Source organism: Paraburkholderia sp. BR10872 (assembly GCF_040965835.1).
In the GTDB taxonomy this organism is placed as follows: domain Bacteria; phylum Pseudomonadota; class Gammaproteobacteria; order Burkholderiales; family Burkholderiaceae; genus Paraburkholderia; species Paraburkholderia nodosa_A.
In genome coordinates this window covers 38305-56709 of record NZ_JBFRCN010000013.1, presented here as the reverse complement: position 1 = coordinate 56709, position 18405 = coordinate 38305, and the positions used below count along the sequence as shown (strand labels likewise).

Sequence of the window (18405 nt, the reverse complement as noted above, 5' to 3'; positions counted from 1 at the left end):
CTGGTGAATATCTTCAGCCAGCGACCTGCCGGAACGGGTCCAGCGCGAAATCGATCAAGCGCCGCTCGCGCACTACGATTTCGGCGGTTGCCGTCATACCGTAGCGCAACGGATACGTCGCGCCGCCAATCGAAAAATGATCGCGCGCGAGACGCACGCGACCCTCGTAAACCGGTTCCTTCGTCTGCACCTGCGGCTTCGTGGTTGGCGAAATATATTCGAGCGTGCCGTCCACCACGCCATAGCGCTGGTACGGAAACGCGTTGAACTTCAGCTTCACGGGCAAGCCTTCATGCAGGAACGCGCGGTCCTGCTCCGCAATCGCCACCTTCACGACCGGGCGCGCGTTGGCCGGCGCAATGCCGCCTAGCGGCGTGTTCGCCTGGATCTTGTCGCCGGGCTGCGTCGTCGTCACGTCCGTGATCACGCCCGAGACCGGCGCGAGCACGAGCAGGAAGTTGTCCTTGTCGATGTTCTCGAAGCGGATGCGCGCCGCTGCGTCGGCGGCAAGGCGCGCGGTTTGCACCTGCAGGCGCAACTTGTCCTCGGTATTGGCGATTTCGCGCTCCGTCGCGTCGTATTCGATGCGCAGTGACGTGAGCTGCCCGGCACTGCCTTCGAGCTGCGCCTTCGCCTGAGCGAAGTCGTGGCTCGTTTGCGCTTGCAATTCGCTGAGCCGCGCCTGCGCGATCCGGTAGTTGTTATCGGCCTGCAGGAACGCGCTGCGCTTTTCCTCGACCTGGCTTTGCGAGACCCCGCCGCCGCCGGGCAGCGCGAACAGCCGCTCGTACTTGTCCTGGTCTTCCTTCGCGAGGTCACGCACGTGGCGCGCGTTGTCGATATTGCCGCGCGCTTCGTCGAGCTGGGCGTTCTCGGCCTGCTGGAGCTTGCTCGTGCCTTCCGCCACGCGCGTTTCATGCAGGTGCGTTTCCACGTCCATCTGCGCCTTGAGCGCCTCGGCTTTGCGCTCCATGAGCGCCTTCTTTTCGGGGAACGCCTTCCAGTCGCGCTCGGCGTCGTCGAGTTTCAGGCGCGCGTCGAGCGCGTTGGTCGCCGCCTGGATCGCGCCGCGTGCATTGATGCGGCCAATGACGTCGTCCTTCTCCACGGGCTGACCTTCGGCGATGTAGATATCCACGAGTTCCCCATCCACGGGCGCGTAGATGCGGCGCACCTCGGACTCCGGGGCAAGCGCGCCCTGCGCGCTCACGATGACGTCGGCGCGGCCGACGAACGACCACAGGAGGCCGCACACCACGAGCGCCACCATCGTGATGATCGTCGCTTCGATGAGGCGCCACGGACGCGCGGTGAGGATCGCCACCCCTTCCTCGCTGTGGTCGCCCAGCGCCTCGCCGAGCGGCCGCGGCGGTTCGGGCGCGGCATGCCCATCATGCATGACGAGCGCCTTGCGCAGGCGCTCAATGAGCTGGCGCGGATTCACCATGCCCTCCCGCTAGCGCAAGCTTTTCGAGCGCGCCCGCATGGGCCGCGAACGGCGGCGTGGCGAAGTGAGCGGCGGCCAGGCGGTCGTGCACGGCCTGCACATGGCCCGCGTGCGCCTCGCTGTCGATCTGCTGATACTGGTCGACGTCGGTGCGCACGGCATCGAGCCCCGCGAGGCGCGGATAGCGCTGCGCATAGTCGCTCAGCATCGCGGTGAGCGCGTCGAAGCGGTCGCTCGCGAGTGCGCTGTCGATTGTCTGCTGGATGCGCTCGAGCGCGGCTACATACACCGAGTCGTCGCTCTGCAGCTTGCGCAGGTGGCTGAGCGAATCGGCATACACGGCGGCAAACGCCGGCACGTAGGCCGAAATCCGGTCGAATGCACGCTGATGCTCGCCGGGGTCGTCGTTCCAGCGGCTCGTCAGCGCATGGATCGGCGCCTCGTCGCGATAGATGCGGATCGGCGCCTGCGGGCCGCCCCGTCCCTGCACGAACGATTGCAGTGCGCCGATCCAGCCGATGTTTTCCACGAGCGACGCGGCGTCCGGGTTGTGGCGCGCGAGCGTACGCATGTCCTCCACGATGGCACGCGCACGGTCGAACGCGCGAGCGTTGATCGCGGCGACCCAGTCGGGCACGTCGGCCTTGATGAGCGCTTCCGTCCCCATCGCGCGCCACGTGCTGTCGTTCGGGTGGCGCGTGAGATATTGATCGGCCATGCGCGCCGCGCTTTCGAACTGTCCGCTCGTGAGCAACGCCTGCATGTCGCGCTGCGGCGCACCCTGGAAATACGTGAGCGCAACGAGCGCGACGATCACGGCAATCGCGCCGCCGCCCCAGCGCGCGAACCCGCCCATGTTGATCTTTCCGCTGCCGCCCAGCGCTTCGCTCAACTCACTCAGGAAGACCTCGATCCTGCCGCGCCGGCGTCGCGCGTCGTGGCCCGGCTCCGGCGCGGGTTGCGGCGCATCGGGATTGATTTCGTCGTCCTGGGCAGGCGCGGGCGGCGTGCAGAAAATATCGAGAAACGAGTGCGCGCTGCCAATGAACGTCGTGCGGTCTGCATCTTCGGCGAGCACCGAGGCGCGGCGCTCGCGCGTCGCCGTCACGGTGGCATCGCTTCCACTCGTGCTTTCGAGGCCAACCCGGTAGACGAAGTGCTCGCCGCCAAAGGCGATCCGCTGGCCGTCTTCGAGCTTGACCGCATGATCGTCGAGTCGCTGTCCGTCAAGGAACGTGCCGTTGGTGCTGCCCAGGTCTTCGACGTACATCGCATCGTCTTCGGCGTAGATGTGCGCATGACGGCGCGACAAATAGTTCACCTGGTGCGGATACGCGTCGTGATACTGCGAAAAGGTCTCGTCGGCCTTGCTGACGAGGAACGGAAAGCTCGTCACGACAATCTGCTGCAAACCCAGATCGGCGCGCACCGGCGTGAGCGTCACCACGGTCGCCCGCGCGGGCGCCCGCACCGTACGCGGCGCGAAGCTCACGCGAAACGCGAGCGCGCCGGCAAAGCTGAGTTCGTCGCCGTCTTTGAGAACGTGAGGCTTCTGGGTGACTTCGATGCCATTGACCGCCGTGCCGTTCTTGCTGCCTAGGTCGGCCACGTAGGCCGCCGCGCCCTCGCGGAAGATGCGCGCATGACGGCGCGAGACATCGACGACTACCTCGGGCTTCGCCTCGGCAAAAGGCGGCTGGGTCCGCCCGACTGCGAAAAGATCCTTGTCGATGCGGATCTCGCCCAGCTCTGCATGCGATATCGGCCGCAGCACGATATCGAACGTTCGGTCGAGCGATGTCTGGCTCTCGGCAATGGAAGCGGCGTCAGGCACCATGATTCCGCCAGCGATCAGCAGTTGTGAGCCGGGACGCGCGTGGCGCAGGCGCCGCGTGCGCACTGACTCTCCGTGTGGAGCCGCGCGCCTTGCACATGGCGATCGGGGTGTGAGAAAAGTGTAGGCGACTGTTGGCTGGAGTCAAACAACTGACGCGGCCCGCTGCGACCAGCGCGCTCACTTGACGGGCGCTGCCGACACAGCGGAATTCGAGGCCACGCTGGCGACATCGACGTCGGGCCAGCCGCCGCCGATTGCCTTGTAGAGGGTGACGGTGTCGCTCAGGATCAGTTCATGGTTGGACAAAAGCGACTGTTCTGCGTTTGCGAGCGAACGTTCGGACTCCAATACTTCGAGCTGCGACACCAGCCCCTCCTTCAACTGCGCCTCGACCTGCGCCGCGACGGTGCGCAGCCGCTCGTTCTGCTGCAGCAGTTCGATGCGCTGCTTCTTATGCGCGTCGAGGTTCACGAGCGCGTTCTCGACTTCTTCGAACGCCGTGAACACCACCTGGCGATACTGCTCTTCGGCGACCTTGCTCTGGGCCTCGGTCGTCTTGATGTGGGCATGCACGCTGGGGTCGAACATCGGGAAGTCGATGCTCGGCATGAAGCTCAGCGTGAACACCTTGAATAGATCGGAGAGCGAGAACGCGGCCGTACCGGCGCGGCCCGTAAGACTGAGAGTCGGCAATTGCGCGAGCCGCGCGGAACCGACTTCGTCATATGATTCGAGAATGCGGTACTGCGCGGCCACCACATCGGGACGGCGCCCCAGCAGCTGCGCGGGCAGGCCCATGGGCACATCCGGCAACTTCACGCGCTCGCGCAACTGGCCCGACGGCATCTTGAACTCGCCGGCGGGCACGCCGACCAGCGTGGAAAGCGCGTTTTCGGCGGTATCGCGCTCGCGGTGCAGTTCGAGCAGTTCGTTCGTGACGCCATTGACTTCCGCGCTCTGGCGCAGCACCTCGGTCTTGGGCGCGACACCGTTTGCGTACATCTGCTGGTAGATGGTGAGAATCTGCTTGTTCCGCCTGAGCGTGTCTTCCTCGTCGCGGATCTGATCGTCGAACTGGAGGATCTGGAAATAAGTGCTCGCCACTTTCGTAACGAGCGTCAAATAGCCTGCGCGCCAATCCGCTTCGCTAGCGTGATACTCGGCCTTTTGAGCCTGCACGCTTTTTTCGACTTTGCCCCAGATATCGATGTCCCAGTTGACCTGAGTGGCGACGTTATAGGTCTTCGAGAGCGCTAGCCCCGTGCTCTTCTCATAGTCGATACCCGCGCCCGCGTCGACCGTGGGAAGTGCACCGGCCTGCACTTCCCCGATCTGCGCGCCGGCTACGCCAATGCGCGCCGCCAGCACCCGGATATCGATATTGCCCGCAATCGCCTTTTCGATGAGTGTATTCAGGTAGGGATCGTCGAACTCTGTCCACCACTGCGGATTGACCGTATCGGCCGCGGAAAACGTGCGGCTCGTATGCGCCCAGGCGTCCTTCTCAGGCATGTCCGGGCGCCGATACGCAGGCGTGCCCAGATCCGTGCAGCCGCACAGCGCCACGGCACACAACCCGGCCGCTCCGACGACGCGGGTCAGCCAGCGCGACGCGCCGCGACATACGTGCGCGGCGGACGGCGAGAGCAGTGTGTTCACGATCGACTCCTTAAGGGAAAGGCGGCGAAGGACGCGACGAAGAAGCGGTGTGCAGCGGATGCGGTGGAGGGCGGCGCCGTGGAGGCGGGTAAGCCTCCACGGCTGGCAGCACGATCAGAAGTTGATCGTGTTGTGAGCCGTTTGCACGGGGTTGGTCGAAGCGTGGAGGTTGTTCACGAACGCCACGTCGTTGCCCGTGTTGGACAGGATGGTGTTCGTCTGGCCGATCAACTGCGATGCGGAGAAGTTGGTGGAGTCGACCTTCACGCTCGGCATCGTCGGGTAGCAGACGGGCCACAGGCCCAGGCCGCCGCGCACGGCGCTCATTTCACGGCGGTCGAGTTCTTGCGCGACGCTCAGGTCGGCGATCATCAGCTTGCTCATGGCAGTTCTCCAGGAATGGATGCAACACTGTTGGGATTGTGAGCTGCATGGTTGCGGGCTCGGGTCCAACAAGGCATGAGGCGTGCCAGATGCACGAGTGCGCGTGCGCACGGCGCGCATCGCCCGTCGCATAAGGACTGTTCTGGAATTCCCGGAGTCTCACACGCGGCGCGTGGCGCGTGCGCGTCGTGCGTGGTGACGGGCGCGCGCCAACGCGTCGATCGGCTTATGTTGGCGCGCTACGAACACTGTTTGCTGGGGGAAAGTGAAAGCGTCGCAAACGTTCGAATCATCCCGCAACATTCGCGATCGATTCGTATGGATCACTTAACGTAAATGGTGATCTTCTTCGAGTACACCGGCGGGTTGTGCGGCACGTGGTGGGCGTCGCCCATCAGCAGCTGCAGCGTATGTTTGCCCGGCGGCAACTGCAGCATCGTTTCGGTCTGGCCAGCGCCGAAGTGAAGGTGATTGCGATCGGATGGAATGGGCTGATCCATCGGCGGCAAGTCCGTATCGACGAGCAGGTGGTGGTGGCCCGTATTGGGAAACTCGACTTCCGCGGGCGCCACGCCCATGTTGCGCAGGCCGAACCAGACGCGAAATGGCCGCCCGGCCGGCATGACCTGGCCGTCGTTGGGCCAGCCGATATAAACGTGCGCGTTCGGGTCGACCGGCGTCGTGCCTGCTTGCGCCGCACCGCCCGCGAGCAGCACGAGGCTGGCAGCAAAAACGAGGAACCTCTTCATGGCGTGCACTCCCGCTTCTTTTGCGCTGCGGCTAAAGCCGGATGTCCTTCGCTACTTGACCGTGACCGTGATCTTCTTCGAGTAGACCGGAGGATCGTGCGGCACGTGATTGTAGTCGCCCATCAGCAACTGCAGCGTGTGCTTGCCCGGCGCAAGCTCGACCCGGGCTTCCGTTTCGCCCGCGCCGAAATGCAAATGATTGCGATCCGACGGGATCGGCTGATCGAGCGGCGGCAGGTCCGTGTCGATGAGCAAGTGATGATGGCCCGTGTTCGCCTTGTTGATCCCCTTGGGGCAAACGCCCATGTTGCGCAGGCCCATGCGAACCCAGAACTTGCCGGTGGGAATCGTCGCGCCGTCGGGCGGCCAGATGATGTAGACCTCCGCGCCGGGCGGCGACGGGGTGCGCTCGGCAAACGCGAGGCGCGGCATCAGAACGGCCGCTGCCAGGGCCAACAGGGTTGCTCTTCGTTGCATCTTCGTGCTCCTTGTTCGGCAGACGGCGCGCCGCTTTGGAGTTCGGTGCGTGTTCTACAGCTTAGGACGGATTCAAGCGGACGGAGATAAATCGGCGCGGCGCGTGCGGGTGCCACCGAGTTACTGCATCGCGCGGCGTGCGTGCTATTTTGTAGTTGTGCGCAGGCAGTGCCTGTGCCGGCGGCGGCCCGCGTTTCATGCGAGCGCGGCTGGCGACTGCAGCGGGGTAGCGCACCGTCGGCATTGAAAGGCGATGACGCCTGGGTATGCACCCGGGTTGGCACCTGATAGGGAGAACGAACATGTGGCGGCTAGTGTTGCCTGTGTGCCTCTTGATCTCGCTAGGCCTGACTTCGACGCTACGTTCGGCCGCGCCGGCAGCGCATGACCGTTCGGCTCCGGCACGCGAGCAGCTGCGTCTCGAGCCGCAAGGTCCTGGCCGGTACGCAAGCGCCCACGCCGGACATGAGCGCCTCACCGATGCCGGCGCAGCGCGGCAACGCTATGGCGTCGCGATCGTGCGCGTTGGCCTGATGCCGAAAGACACCTCCCAGGAATACGAAATCACGTTCTGGAATTCGATCAAGGACAGTCAATACGCGAGCGACTATGAGGCGTATCTGAAGGCCTATCCGAACGGACGCTTCGCGCCGCTCGCGCAGGCCCGCCTGACGCGTTTGCGTGCGGAGGCATCGAAACCCGCTGCAGCCTCCGCCACGCCCGCTGCTTCCACCCCGCACCCGGCTAACACCCCCGCGGCCGCCGCTCCCACCCCGGCACCCGCGCCAGCGCCTCAGGCAAAGACACCGCCGCCCCCACCCGCGCAGACCACGGCAGCGCCCGCCTCCGCACCGCCGGGCGCCGCGACGAACGCGGCAACGGCTGCAGCTGCGGCGGCAGTTGCTGCCAAGGGCAATCCGGCCATTTCGAAGCCGGGTCCCCACGACATTCAGGACTGCCCATCTTGCCCGGTGCTGGTCGCGGTGACGCCCGGCAACTTCACCATGGGCATCGACACCGACGACGCCTCGGAGCGGCCCGCGCACCACGTGACGATCAGCCATAGTTACGCGCTCGCGAAGTATGCGGTGACGGTGGCGCAGTGGAACGCGTGCGTTGCCGCGAGCGCCTGCCCGCGCCTGTCGAACGAGAACAACGCCTCGCCGAACGCCCCCGTGCGCGACCTGAGCTGGGACGACGCGCAGCAGTACGTGAAATGGCTTTCGAAGATCAGCGGCAAGCCCTACCGCCTGCCGACGGAAGCGGAATGGGAATATGCCGCGCGCGCCGGCACCGAAACGCGCTACTGGTGGGGCAACGACATGCGCAAGGGCACGGCGAACTGCAAGGACTGTGGCCCGCCGTGGCACGTCGAGGCGCCCGACGACGTCGGGTCGTTCCCGGCCAATGCGTTTGGCTTCTACGACATGGCCGGCGGCGTTTGGGAATGGGTCAGCGACTGCTGGCACAACTCGTACAAGAACGCGCCGAACGATGGCCACTCGTGGGACGAGCCCAACTGCCAGACGCGCGTGATTCGCGGCGGATCGTGGCGTGACGGCGCGGGCTATATGCTCGCCGCCACGCGCTTCAAATACGACAGCAGCGTTCGCTACGAAGCCAATGGATTTCGCGTAGCGCGCGACATGAAATAATGCGGATCGCGCTGCGGGTCTCGCCTGGAGACGCACATGGCTTGCGATGTTCCGATCACTCGCCGGACATTCCTCAAGGCCATGGGGAGCGGCGCGGTCACGATGTCGGTCAGCTCCATCACCGCGTTCACGGCCGCCAGCCCAACCGTACCTGGCGCGACGCGCGCCCACTCCGCACTACCGCCGCCGAACGGCACACCCGACTGGGCGCCGGAGCCCGGCAAGGCGCGCTGGCGCATCGAGGGCGTGAGCAAGGTCACGGGTGCGAAGATCTACGCGCGTGATTACAAGGCGCGCGACTTCGAAGGCTGGCCGAAAGAAGAAAACTGGCTATATGCGCTGAGATGCAATTGCGTCGACAAGAATTTCGAAGGCTTCGATCTGAGCGTATTGCCGCGCAATCTTCGCCCGATCGCCGTGGTATCCAACCAGACGTTGAATGACAATCGCATCTATCTCGCGGCCGAAAAGGATCCGGTCGCTAGCCAGGATATCTATCTTTTCGCGCAGAAGGGCAAACCTGCCAATTGCTACGGCCAGCCCGTCGCCTTGTTGATCTTCGAAGACTTCGATACGTATCGCCGCGCAAAGAAACTGCTCGATTTCAACGAGTCCGTGATCCGTTACGGCGCAACGGTACCGGAAAGCGCCATCACCACTTTGTATCCGTCCGCGTCCAAGGTTTATGTGCGCGACGACGCGAGATCGTTTTCGAACCTCCAGCGTAGCAGCCTCCCCTTTGAGAAGTTCACCAAGGCACGCGACAGCGCAAGTAAAGAAATTTACGATCTGGCCAGCGCCAGGGTCGACAGCAAGGCCTGGCACCAGTTCGATGGCGCCTTCAGAACGCCCGCAATCGATCCCGTCTTCATGGAACCGGAGTCGGGACTCGCGTGGTTTCAGGCGGATTCCGGTTGTCTGAACCTGGTGCTCGGCACACAATCGCCGCGCGGCGACTGCATATCCGCATGTAAGTTGTTCAAGGACAGCAATATCAACGTCAAGCACGTTCACGTGATCAGTTGCTACCCAGGCGGCGGATTCGGCGGCCGCGACGAATCGTATTTTCCCGTTTATCTCGCGCTCGCCGCGCCCTTCGCGAAGGGGGCGTTGCGCTGGCAGCAATCGCGCTATGAACAATTCCAGGTCGGATTGAAACGCGCGGAGACGGATTTCACGGAGTCCATCTGGCTCGACGAGAGCGGCAAGCTCCAGGCGCTCGTCAGTTCCTTCAGCTTCAATGGCGGCGCCAAGGAAAATCTCACAGGCCCCGTTGGCGACCTTGCTGCCATGAGCGCCATGAGTTGCTACGACATTCCGCGCGCCATTGCGCAAAGCTCCGTGAGTTATACGCCCGCGTTGTTCGGCGGCTCGCAGCGCGGCTTCGGCGGTCCTCAGGCTTACCTCGCCATCGAAACGCTCATGGACGAGGCCGCCCAGGCGCTGCACAAAAGTCCATTCGACATCCGACGCACTAACCTGCTCCGCAAGCAGCACGGCAAAACGCTCACTGGCGCACCCATTCTGTTCCATCTGCAACTCGCCGAGCTGCTGAACCAGCTTGAGGCCCACGAGTTATGGCGCAACAGGGAAAGCGTGCGCGCGCAACGCCACGCGCTCGGCTTACGGTATGGTGTTGGGCTCGCCATGTCGAACCAGGCCTACGGTACCGGCAAAGACGCCGTATTCGCGATGGTGCAGATTCAGCCGAACGCGGGCCTGCATGTGCTCACGCATTACACGGACATGGGCAATGGCGCGGCGACGACGTTGGCCCTGGCGCCTGCGGCGTGCCTTGGGCAGAACGCGCAGAAAATCACCATGAACGAAGTCGAGGCGTTTCAGATACCGGGTTTCGATTACACAAAGCTGGGCATCCTGGATGCCACCGGAAGCAAAGCGATTTCGGCCCCCTTCGGTTCTTCGAGCGCCTGCCTCGGTGCGTTCCATCACTTTCAGGCCGTAGATCGCGCCGCGATGGTGTTGATGCTGCAAAGCGTGCTGCCTGCCGCACGCGCAATATGGAACAACCCGCACATCGAGCGGCATGACCTCACGTGGACAAATGGCAAGCTGACCGCGGCCGGTCACCCGGCAATCAGCTGGCCCGCGTTGCTCGACGAGATCAACCGCCAGCAGTTGCCTACCGTGGCCGCCGCCCATGTGACCTATGCCGGCGGATTCTGGAGAAGCCGGTACACGTTCGCCTCGGGCGCCGTCGAGATGGACTGCGACTTCATAGCCGTTGGCCCCGATACGCACCATCTCGAGGGCTTGCCTCACGGCAAGTTGCTGCCGCCACGCGATACGTTCAATTTCGGGCGCACGAACTATGCGCCTTCGGCAGCGCTCGTCGCGGTGTCCGTGAACCCCGAAAGCGGCCACGTAAAGGTCGAAGAGGTCGTCACGACACTCAGCGCCGGCCGCCTGATCTGTCCTGAAATCGTGCAAGGTCAGTCGCAAGGCGCGGTGGCCATGGCGATGAGCAATGTGCTGAGCGAAGCGTGTCCGCTGGGCAATCACGGCCCCGGCGACGGCACGTGGAACCTCGACCGCTACCTCATCACGCGCATGACCGACGTCCCGCGGCAGGAACTGATCGCGCTGCCGCCGCCGGAAGGGGACCTTCACAGCGCGCGCGGCATCGGCGAGGCCGTGATGTGCCCCATTGCGCCGGCACTGCTGAATGCGCTGGCCATGGCAACCGGGCATCGCTTCAGGGAAACCCCCGTCACGCCCGACAAGATACGCGAGGCCCTGCAGTGAACGAAGCCGACGTCAAGATTCACGTGAACGGACGCGCCGTGACGGTACCGGCCGCCGATACCGACATGAGCCTCGCCGAATTCCTTCACGAACGCCTGGACCTGACAGGGACCAAGGTGTGCTGCGGCATTGGCGCGTGCCGTGCGTGCACCGTGGGCCTGCGCAGCAGCCAGGACACGCTGATGGAGAAGACTCTGGCGTGCGTCACACCAGTAAGCGCTGTCGCGAATCAATATATCTTTACCGTGGAGAGCCTCGCGGACGGCGACAGGCTTTCGCCGCTGCAGCAGACTTTCCTCGAATCTTTTGCGTTTCAGTGCGGCTACTGCACGCCCGGTTTTCTGATGGCCGCAACCGCCATGCTCGAACATGTGAAGGCGTACCGCATCAGCGGAGACCAGCTAGAAACGGAAATCGACACCTGGGTGGGCGGAAACCTGTGCCGATGCACAGGCTACGTGAAGTATCGCGAGGCGATTCGCAAAGTTGCGCAAATGCAGATGAAAAGCGGAGGATGACCATGTCTGTCCGCGTCCGCCTGTTCGCTCTGTGCTTCCTCTTCGCCGTGCCGCTTGCCGCTTTTACGCATGAGCAGACCTTGCTCGAATACGCCGATCAATGCGTGAAGGAAATTGGCGAAATCCCGCCGTTCAACTGCAATGACGGAACGGATATTCCCATTACGATCGATGGAAAGCCGCCCGGGCCAAACGAGTCCCCGACGCGATGCGACAAGCCTTCATTGCTGAGTCCAACTTCGGAAGCAAAAGGTCAATGCATTCCGTTTTCGAAGATCCTGAATCTATCGCGCGGCAACACGCAAATTTCCGCGTATTGCCGGCGCGACGCGCTGCGCCCCGATAACGACCCGCACTATGACGGCGTAGTCGTCGTGATGCATCACTCAGGCAGCGGCAGGACCTGCTGGTTCGAGGCGAAGCCACAACCCACATCGCAAGCCAGCGTGTCCGCGAGTGGTGGATTCGTGGCGACCCGCGTGCCGCCGCCGAACGAGAGAAAGCCACCTGCAGGACACACCTCCGCAGTCGAATTCTGGGCGACACCCGCAGTGGTCGCCTCCGAAAAGCCCACCTGCCTCCAATGCCACGACGCAGGCCCCTTCATCTTCAGCCCGTATATCGGGCAAGTGTGGGACAAGGTGCCCACCGACCCATGGGGTAAGTATTCGAGCATCGGGCAGGCTTTCTCGTCGTTTCACCTCATGACGATGAGCACACCGGGCAACACCTGCATTGGCTGTCACCGCATCGGCAGCGAGCAGAGCTGCACCGCCTTTCTCGGGCTCTCTGTGGGCAATCAGAAAGCGCCTGGCAACGACCGGCTCGCCAACAGCTATCCATGGGACCACTGGATGCCGACCGACAACGCCATGAGCAATGAACAATGGGACAAGGCAAATCTCGCGTCGGTCAAGGCCTTGCTGGACTGCTGCAAAGACGCGGCGCACAAGGACCCGAATTGCACGTTCACACCCATGCCTTCGAGTTCGAACAACCGGTCATTGCATTGAGCGCGCCCGGTTCAGGTCGGCATGCCGGCCCAGTAAGACACGGCGTCCTGCCGATCGAACACGAACGTCTTGAGCGCGACCTGGCTCTCGGGAGAAAGCGTGTCGAATTCGAGTCCGTGCAGGGTGAGTCCTGCCTGCGGGTTATCGGCGCGCAGATTGCGAATCACGGCGACGGCCTGGAACGTCGCCCCGACGTTCCCCGCTTCGATCGGAAACACCACGCATATGCGCTCGCCGACCTCGCCGATCTTGCGCCCGGCGGCGAGCGACATCCCCAGCACGCTGATATCGCAGCCAATGCCGAGCCGGTCCAGTTCCGAGCCCGTCAGGTCCACGCCATAGCGCACCGCGAGTTGCGTGCGCACGCGCACGGCCCGGCGTTCGCGCAGCCGGCGTATCGTGCCCGGTTCGGAGAGCACGAGATAGCGGAACGGATGCGTGCAGACCGCCTCGACGGTGCAGACGAGCCAGAACACGGCTTGTGTTGCGATCGCAACGATCTCGACCTGTTCGCCCTGAAACGGCTCCCACGCGGGTTTGGCCGCGGCGGGCGGCGTGACGAACATCGCGCCGCCGGGCCGGAAACCGATCAGCCGGCACGGCAGCATCTCGCGCCCCATGCCCGCCTGGCTGCGTATGCCTAGCAGCGCGCCAATGGCGAGATTCATGTCGTCCAGCGTCAACGGCCCTTTGCCACGCTCGCCACGGTCGGCCAGGCTGTCTTGCGTGCTCGCTAGACTCGCCTCGTCTGCCGTGTTGCGATAAGGCTGGAAGTGCGCGAAGAGGAAGTCGCGCTGCTCGCCGTTCAGCATCCCGCCTTGCGGCAGCAGCATCGTTCCATCATGGTGAAACACCGCCAATGGCAGCGGCGTTTCGAGGGGCAACTGCCCGGGGTCCGCGAGCAGTTCCAGCGTTTTAGACGCAGTACCGCTGCCAGGCTCGTGAAGGTGCATGACCGATAGCGTGTGAATTTGTTGGTTTTGTTCGATGCTGCATTGTGACCGAAATATAGTGACAGATGTCAATAAATATGCGGCTATCTCGGGTCTTGTTTAACGAAATATCCATGCCACATAAAACCCGCGATTACGCGCCACAATATTTCTATTTCCGGATCGTCTACACGGGTATGGAACCGCCGCCCACCCCCAGCCCGCCGAGTACGCAGGACCGCGAAATCGCCGACACCGTCGCCCGCGAGCGCCCCAGGCTGCGCAATTTCATCCGCCGCCGCGTGATCGACCAGGACGAAGCCGACGACATTCTTCAGGACGTGTTCGAAGAACTGGTTCAGGCGTGGCGGCTGCCTGAGCCCATCGAGCAGGTTGGCGCGTGGCTCTTTCGCGTGGCGCGAAATCGCATCGTCGACCGGTTTCGCAAACGCAAGGAAGTGCCGCTCGTCGAGCCGCAAGAGGGCGAAAGCGAGTATCGCCTCGACCTCGCGCTGCCCTCGCCCGACGCCGGCCCTGAGGCCGCTTACGAACGCGCAGCGATGCTCGACGCACTGCGCGCCGCGCTCGACGAATTGCCCGCCAGTCAGCGTGAGGTGTTCATCGCGCACGAACTGGACGGGCGCAGTTTCAAGGAGCTGGCCGCCGCGAGCGGGGTGGGCGTGAATACGCTGCTCGCGCGCAAACGTTATGCGGTGCTGCATCTGCGCGAACGTTTGCGCGCGTCATGGGACGACCTCGAGATTTGAACCGAAGGAGAATGGAATGAAGTTTCGCCGCAAAATATTCGCCAAGGCGCTGCTGATGGTGGCGGTCATCGCACTGCTGGGCGCAATCGTCATGGGCCTGTGGAACTGGATCGCACCGGCGATCGTCGCCAATGCGCATGCCATCGACTATCCGCGCGCAATCGGACTGCTGGTGCTGTGCCGGATCCTGTTCGGCGGTTTCCGCGGGCATGGCGGCTGCCGCCGACGCATGCACTGGCACCAGTGGCAACAATGGCAGCACATGACGCCCGAGGAGCGCGAGCAACTGCGCAATGGCGCCGCGCCGCCCGCGCAATAAACCCGTGCCAGCCTCGCCCCGCCTCGGGCTGGCACAATCCCTTCATTGTCGATCCGCCAGGAAGCTCCATGCCAGATGTCGCCGCCCGCCGCCCTTCCCGCGTCGCGCCCCTCTTCGCCCTTTTGCCCTTCCTGCGCCCCTATGCGGGACGCTGGGCGCTTGCTTTCCTCGCGCTCCTGACCTCGGCGGGCGCGACGCTCGCGCTGCCGGTGGCATTCAAGTACCTGATCGACCGTGGCTTCGCGAGCGGCGATCGCACGCATATCGACCGCTATTTCATCGCGCTCTTCGTGGTTTCGCTGATCCTCGCCGCGGCGACGGCGCTGCGCTTCTACTGGGTCTCGTGGCTCGGCGAGCGGGTGACGGCCGACATGCGGCGCGCCGTGTACGACCACGTGATACGCATGAGCCCGCAGTTCTTCGAGACCACCCAAACGGGCGAAGTGCTCTCGCGCCTCACCACCGACACGACCCTGATCCAGACCGTGGTGGGCACCAGCCTCTCGCTGGGCCTGCGCAACGTGCTCCTCACGGTCGGCGGCGTGGCGATGCTCGTCGCGACGAGCCCGGTGCTGTCCGGCTACATCATCGCGACACTGGTCGTTGTGGTCGCACCTATCGTCATCTTCGGGCGGCGCGTGCGGCGGCTTTCGCGCGCGAGCCAGGACAAGGTGGCGAGCGCAAGCGCCCTGGCTGGCGAAGTGCTCAACGCCATGCCCACGGTGCAGTCGTATGCCCAGGAGTCGTTCGAGACAAAGCGCTTTGGGGGCGCCGTGGAAGCGGCCTTCGAAACGGCGCTCACACGCATTCGGGCGCGTGCCGGATTGACGGCCGTGGTGATCGTGTTCGTGTTCGCCGCCGTCGTGTTCGTGCTCTGGCTCGGTGCGCAGGCGGTACTGGCCGGGCAGATGAGCGCCGGCCAGCTCTCCCAGTTCATTCTCTACGCGGTGTTCACGGCCGGCGCCGTGGGCGCCGTTGCCGAAGTGTGGGGCGATCTGCAACGGGCCGCGGGCGCCACCGAACGGCTGCTGCAACTGCTCGCCGCGCGCTCGCCGGTGGCGCAGGCGGCGGCAACCGTGCCGCTGCCCGCTCATGGCGCGGGCATCCGCTTCGACAACGTTGGCTTCTCCTACCCTTCGCGCCCTGGCATTGCCGCGCTCGACGCCTTCTCGCTCGACGTGCGCCCGGGCGAACATGTCGCGCTGGTCGGTCCGTCGGGCGCGGGCAAGACCACGCTCTTTCAATTGCTGCTGCGCTTTTACGACCCGCAATCGGGCAGCCTCAGCATCAACGGTGTGCCGACGCAACAGGTGTCGCTCGCGGCACTGCGCCAGGCGATCGGCGTCGTGCTGCAGGAGTCGGTGATCTTCTCGGGCAGCGTGCTCGACAACATTCGCTACGGCTCGCCCGACGCGACGCTCGAAGCCGTGCAGCGCGCCGCCTCCATGGCGGCGGCAGCCGGCTTTATCGAGGAACTGCCGCAAGGCTACGACACGTTCCTCGGCGAGCGCGGCGTGCGCCTTTCAGGCGGTCAGCGTCAGCGCATTGCCATTGCGCGCGCGATCCTCAAGAACCCGCCCATTCTGCTGCTCGACGAGGCCACCAGCGCCCTCGACGCCGCGAGCGAACGCCTTGTGCAAACCGCGCTGGACAACGCTGCCCAAAACCGCACGACGCTCGTCATCGCGCATCGCCTCGCCACCGTGCAGCAGGCCGACCGCATCATCGTCATGGAGCAGGGCCGCATCGTGGCGCAAGGCCGGCATGCGGACCTGCTGCAGAGTTCGCCGCTTTATGCGCAGCTCGCGGCGCTGCAGTTCGGCGCGCAGCACGCGAATACCGTCACGTAACCATCAACCGGGCCGCCTGGGCGCGATTCGCGATTGCCTGCCTGCGTTGTCGAACGTTCGCAAATCGAAGCGCCGCCCAAGCGTGGGTTAGCGCACATTCAAAGCTTTCAGAAAAATTAATCCTGCTTCCTGTCAATCCGCCCTCTCCGTTTGCGGCGATCGTCGCCGCCATCACCTCAAAATAATCCACTCAGCCTGAAGTCGAACGGGGTCCTTCGCCAGCATGCTTGCGAAGTGTCTTTTCTGCGATGAATTACTTAGGAGAACGATGATGAATCCCCAAGGTACACCGCGCAACCTCGTCGGAGCCCATGCGGGAATGAGCGGCCTGAACGAAGAGTTGACTTCGATTTTCCCGCCGCGCTTCAATCACTATGACCCTGCGCACCTCGCCGTACTCGCGCGAGGCATGCAGTCAGCAGCGGACACCGTATCGAACGATCCCGACCCGGAGGAGAACCTTTATGTACCGGCCGGCTACACGTATTTCGGCCAGTTCATCGATCACGACCTGACGCTCGATACCACGTCGCAGCTAACCTTGATCCGGGCGCGCAAGACCGGACAGCTGCCGACGAACCTGCGCACGCCGCGCTTCGACCTCGACAACGTGTACGGCCCAGGACCCGACGACGCGCCCTACATGTATGCGGACGAAAACCACCCGCACAAAGGGATTTATCAGGGCGCCTCGCTGATCGAAGGTCACGACGATCTGCCGCGAACCGGGAATGCCTATAACGCTCGGGCGATTATCGGCGACAAGCGCAACGACGAGAATTCGATCGTCTGCCAGATCCAGATGCTGTTCCTGCGTTTTCATAACCGCGTGGTCGCGCGGCTCGCGAAAGCCGACGTCACGCTGCGCGGAAGCGATCTGTTCGAAGCGGCGCGCGCACAGGTGCGCTGGGCGTATCAGCGCGTGCTGGTCGAAGACTTCCTGCGTCGGATCGTCGATTCGTCCGTCGTCGATGCATTCGTGACCGCGCACGAGCAGGACCGCGCGCATGCCTACAAGCTTTATGGTCCGGGCCCGGCGAGACGCAACCTGCCGCGCGAATTCACCGGGGCCGCGTACCGGTATGGCCACTCGGGCGTGCGCAACGGCTATGTGCTGAACGACAACTTCAGTGCACCGATATTCGACGGCACGAATGCCAACAAGGACAGCCTCGTCGGTTTCGACCGGCTGCCCGAAACACACGTGATCGACGACTGGCAGCGCGTCTTCCCGCGCGAGCATCCGTTGCCGGGCGAGAAAGGCGGGCCCGGACTCGATGGCGCGAACAAGGCCGCCCCCGGCGTTGCCGACAATGCCTCGAACGACGTCAAGCGTCTGCAATACGCGTACAAGTTCGATCCATCGATCGTCGATCCGCTTTCGAAACTTCCGCACAGCGTGTCCGATGTGCCGATTCCCGACGCGGCAAACAATCTCGCATCGGCGAAGGGCTTTCGTTCGCTGGCCATGCTCAACCTGTTGCGCGGCAACGTCTATGGCCTGCCAAGCGGTGAAACGGTGGCGAGCGCGCTCGGCGTGACGCCGCTCGGTCCCGACGAACTCGTGGTGCGCACCCAGGTTTCGAGCGATCCGTCGAAGACCTTCCGCTTCGATCGCATTGCCTCGCTGAATGCGGATGGCGAGAGCCCGGCGCTTGGCGACACGTTCAAGGACGATACGCCGCTATGGTTTTATATCCTCGCTGAAGCGCAACGGCCGGTGCTCGAACTCGCGCCCGTCGGCGAGACGTTCAGTGAGGACGACATGCTCGGCACGCAGGACGGCAAGCTCGGCGTCGGCGCATTGACGCGCCTTGGCCCAGTGGGGGGCCGCATCGTCGTCGAGGTGTTTTACGGGCTGCTGGACGAGGACCCGGATTCGATCATCCATCGCATTGGTAGCGCGCCCGCGCTCGAAGCCGAGATCTTCAGCAACGCGCCCGCCACGTTCTCGCAGATCATCGCTTTCGCGACCGCCGGCGAATGGCGGCTGATACCGCTGAAGGCGGTCGTCGACCTGGCGGCCTGAAGT

14 protein-coding genes and 1 pseudogene are annotated in these 18405 nt (G+C 64.0%); 8 read left to right on the top strand and 7 right to left on the bottom strand.

Annotated elements, in window-relative coordinates:
- Positions 1-13: 13 nt before the first annotated feature.
- The 6 genes from AB4Y43_RS13025 to AB4Y43_RS13000 all read right to left on the bottom strand — a co-directional run bounded on the left by AB4Y43_RS13025 (position 14) and on the right by AB4Y43_RS13000 (position 6553).
- Positions 14-1399: an HlyD family efflux transporter periplasmic adaptor subunit gene (locus tag AB4Y43_RS13025; protein ID WP_342948363.1), complete on the bottom strand. Its 1386-nt coding sequence runs from the start codon at positions 1397-1399 to the stop codon at positions 14-16.
- A gap of 22 nt (positions 1400-1421) precedes the next feature.
- The gene (locus AB4Y43_RS13020; protein WP_368727951.1) at positions 1422-3347 is read right to left on the bottom strand and encodes an FHA domain-containing protein; all 1926 of its coding nucleotides are present in this window, start codon (positions 3345-3347) and stop codon (positions 1422-1424) included.
- Positions 3348-3461: 114 nt separating this feature from the next.
- A complete protein-coding gene (locus tag AB4Y43_RS13015; protein WP_368727993.1) occupies positions 3462-4934 on the bottom strand; it encodes an efflux transporter outer membrane subunit in 1473 nt (490 codons plus the stop codon).
- Between the two features lie 123 nt (positions 4935-5057).
- Positions 5058-5327: a hypothetical protein gene (locus AB4Y43_RS13010; RefSeq protein ID WP_069262261.1), complete on the bottom strand. Its 270-nt coding sequence runs from the start codon at positions 5325-5327 to the stop codon at positions 5058-5060.
- A gap of 323 nt (positions 5328-5650) precedes the next feature.
- Complete coding sequence (locus AB4Y43_RS13005) at positions 5651-6076, bottom strand: DUF4399 domain-containing protein (RefSeq protein WP_368604649.1); 426 nt, start codon at positions 6074-6076, stop codon at positions 5651-5653.
- Positions 6077-6127: 51 nt separating this feature from the next.
- Complete coding sequence (locus AB4Y43_RS13000) at positions 6128-6553, bottom strand: DUF4399 domain-containing protein (protein WP_069262263.1); 426 nt, start codon at positions 6551-6553, stop codon at positions 6128-6130.
- A 527-nt stretch (positions 6554-7080) separates the two neighbouring features.
- On the opposite strand from AB4Y43_RS13000, the pseudogene AB4Y43_RS12995 reads away from it, so the two are divergent.
- From AB4Y43_RS12995 to AB4Y43_RS12980, 4 genes and pseudogenes are all read left to right on the top strand, one after another.
- Positions 7081-8208, top strand: a pseudogene (locus AB4Y43_RS12995) (formylglycine-generating enzyme family protein); the annotation flags it as partial.
- Between the two features lie 36 nt (positions 8209-8244).
- A complete protein-coding gene (locus AB4Y43_RS12990) occupies positions 8245-10974 on the top strand; it encodes a xanthine dehydrogenase family protein molybdopterin-binding subunit (protein ID WP_368727950.1) in 2730 nt (909 codons plus the stop codon).
- Positions 10971-11492, top strand: coding sequence for a (2Fe-2S)-binding protein (locus tag AB4Y43_RS12985; protein WP_368683722.1), 522 nt, complete (start codon positions 10971-10973; stop codon positions 11490-11492). The genes AB4Y43_RS12990 and AB4Y43_RS12985 overlap by 4 nt, the downstream gene beginning before the upstream one ends.
- Positions 11420-12505, top strand: coding sequence for a hypothetical protein (locus AB4Y43_RS12980; RefSeq protein ID WP_368727992.1), 1086 nt, complete (start codon positions 11420-11422; stop codon positions 12503-12505). Before AB4Y43_RS12985 ends, AB4Y43_RS12980 begins: the two co-directional genes overlap by 73 nt.
- A gap of 11 nt (positions 12506-12516) precedes the next feature.
- On the opposite strand, the gene AB4Y43_RS12975 is transcribed toward AB4Y43_RS12980, so the two are convergent.
- Complete coding sequence (locus tag AB4Y43_RS12975; RefSeq protein WP_342948262.1) at positions 12517-13458, bottom strand: flagellar brake protein; 942 nt, start codon at positions 13456-13458, stop codon at positions 12517-12519.
- A gap of 176 nt (positions 13459-13634) precedes the next feature.
- Here AB4Y43_RS12975 and AB4Y43_RS12970 point away from each other — a divergent pair, with 176 nt between their 5' ends.
- From AB4Y43_RS12970 to AB4Y43_RS12955, 4 genes are all read left to right on the top strand, one after another.
- Positions 13635-14204: a sigma-70 family RNA polymerase sigma factor gene (locus tag AB4Y43_RS12970; protein WP_342948367.1), complete on the top strand. Its 570-nt coding sequence runs from the start codon at positions 13635-13637 to the stop codon at positions 14202-14204.
- Between the two features lie 16 nt (positions 14205-14220).
- Entirely contained in the window at positions 14221-14523 is a 303-nt protein-coding gene (locus AB4Y43_RS12965) for a hypothetical protein (RefSeq protein WP_368683721.1), read from the top strand.
- 68 nt (positions 14524-14591) lie between these two features.
- On the top strand, positions 14592-16373 hold the full coding sequence (locus tag AB4Y43_RS12960; RefSeq protein WP_368604653.1) for an ABC transporter transmembrane domain-containing protein: 1782 nt from the start codon (positions 14592-14594) through the stop codon (positions 16371-16373).
- A gap of 268 nt (positions 16374-16641) precedes the next feature.
- The gene (locus AB4Y43_RS12955) at positions 16642-18402 is read left to right on the top strand and encodes a peroxidase family protein (RefSeq protein ID WP_368727949.1); all 1761 of its coding nucleotides are present in this window, start codon (positions 16642-16644) and stop codon (positions 18400-18402) included.
- Positions 18403-18405 lie beyond the last annotated feature (3 nt).

Coding starts and splice junctions, on each gene's coding strand:
- AB4Y43_RS13025 (WP_342948363.1), bottom strand. CDS start 1,399: ATGCATGATGGGCATGCCGCGCCCGAACCGCCGCGGCCGCTCGGCGAG.
- AB4Y43_RS13010 (WP_069262261.1), bottom strand. CDS start 5,327: ATGAGCAAGCTGATGATCGCCGACCTGAGCGTCGCGCAAGAACTCGAC.
- AB4Y43_RS13005 (WP_368604649.1), bottom strand. CDS start 6,076: ATGAAGAGGTTCCTCGTTTTTGCTGCCAGCCTCGTGCTGCTCGCGGGC.
- AB4Y43_RS13000 (WP_069262263.1), bottom strand. CDS start 6,553: ATGCAACGAAGAGCAACCCTGTTGGCCCTGGCAGCGGCCGTTCTGATG.
- AB4Y43_RS12990 (WP_368727950.1), top strand. CDS start 8,245: ATGGCTTGCGATGTTCCGATCACTCGCCGGACATTCCTCAAGGCCATG.
- AB4Y43_RS12980 (WP_368727992.1), top strand. CDS start 11,420: ATGCACAGGCTACGTGAAGTATCGCGAGGCGATTCGCAAAGTTGCGCA.
- AB4Y43_RS12975 (WP_342948262.1), bottom strand. CDS start 13,458: ATGCACCTTCACGAGCCTGGCAGCGGTACTGCGTCTAAAACGCTGGAA.
- AB4Y43_RS12970 (WP_342948367.1), top strand. CDS start 13,635: ATGGAACCGCCGCCCACCCCCAGCCCGCCGAGTACGCAGGACCGCGAA.
- AB4Y43_RS12965 (WP_368683721.1), top strand. CDS start 14,221: ATGAAGTTTCGCCGCAAAATATTCGCCAAGGCGCTGCTGATGGTGGCG.
- AB4Y43_RS12960 (WP_368604653.1), top strand. CDS start 14,592: ATGCCAGATGTCGCCGCCCGCCGCCCTTCCCGCGTCGCGCCCCTCTTC.
- AB4Y43_RS12955 (WP_368727949.1), top strand. CDS start 16,642: ATGATGAATCCCCAAGGTACACCGCGCAACCTCGTCGGAGCCCATGCG.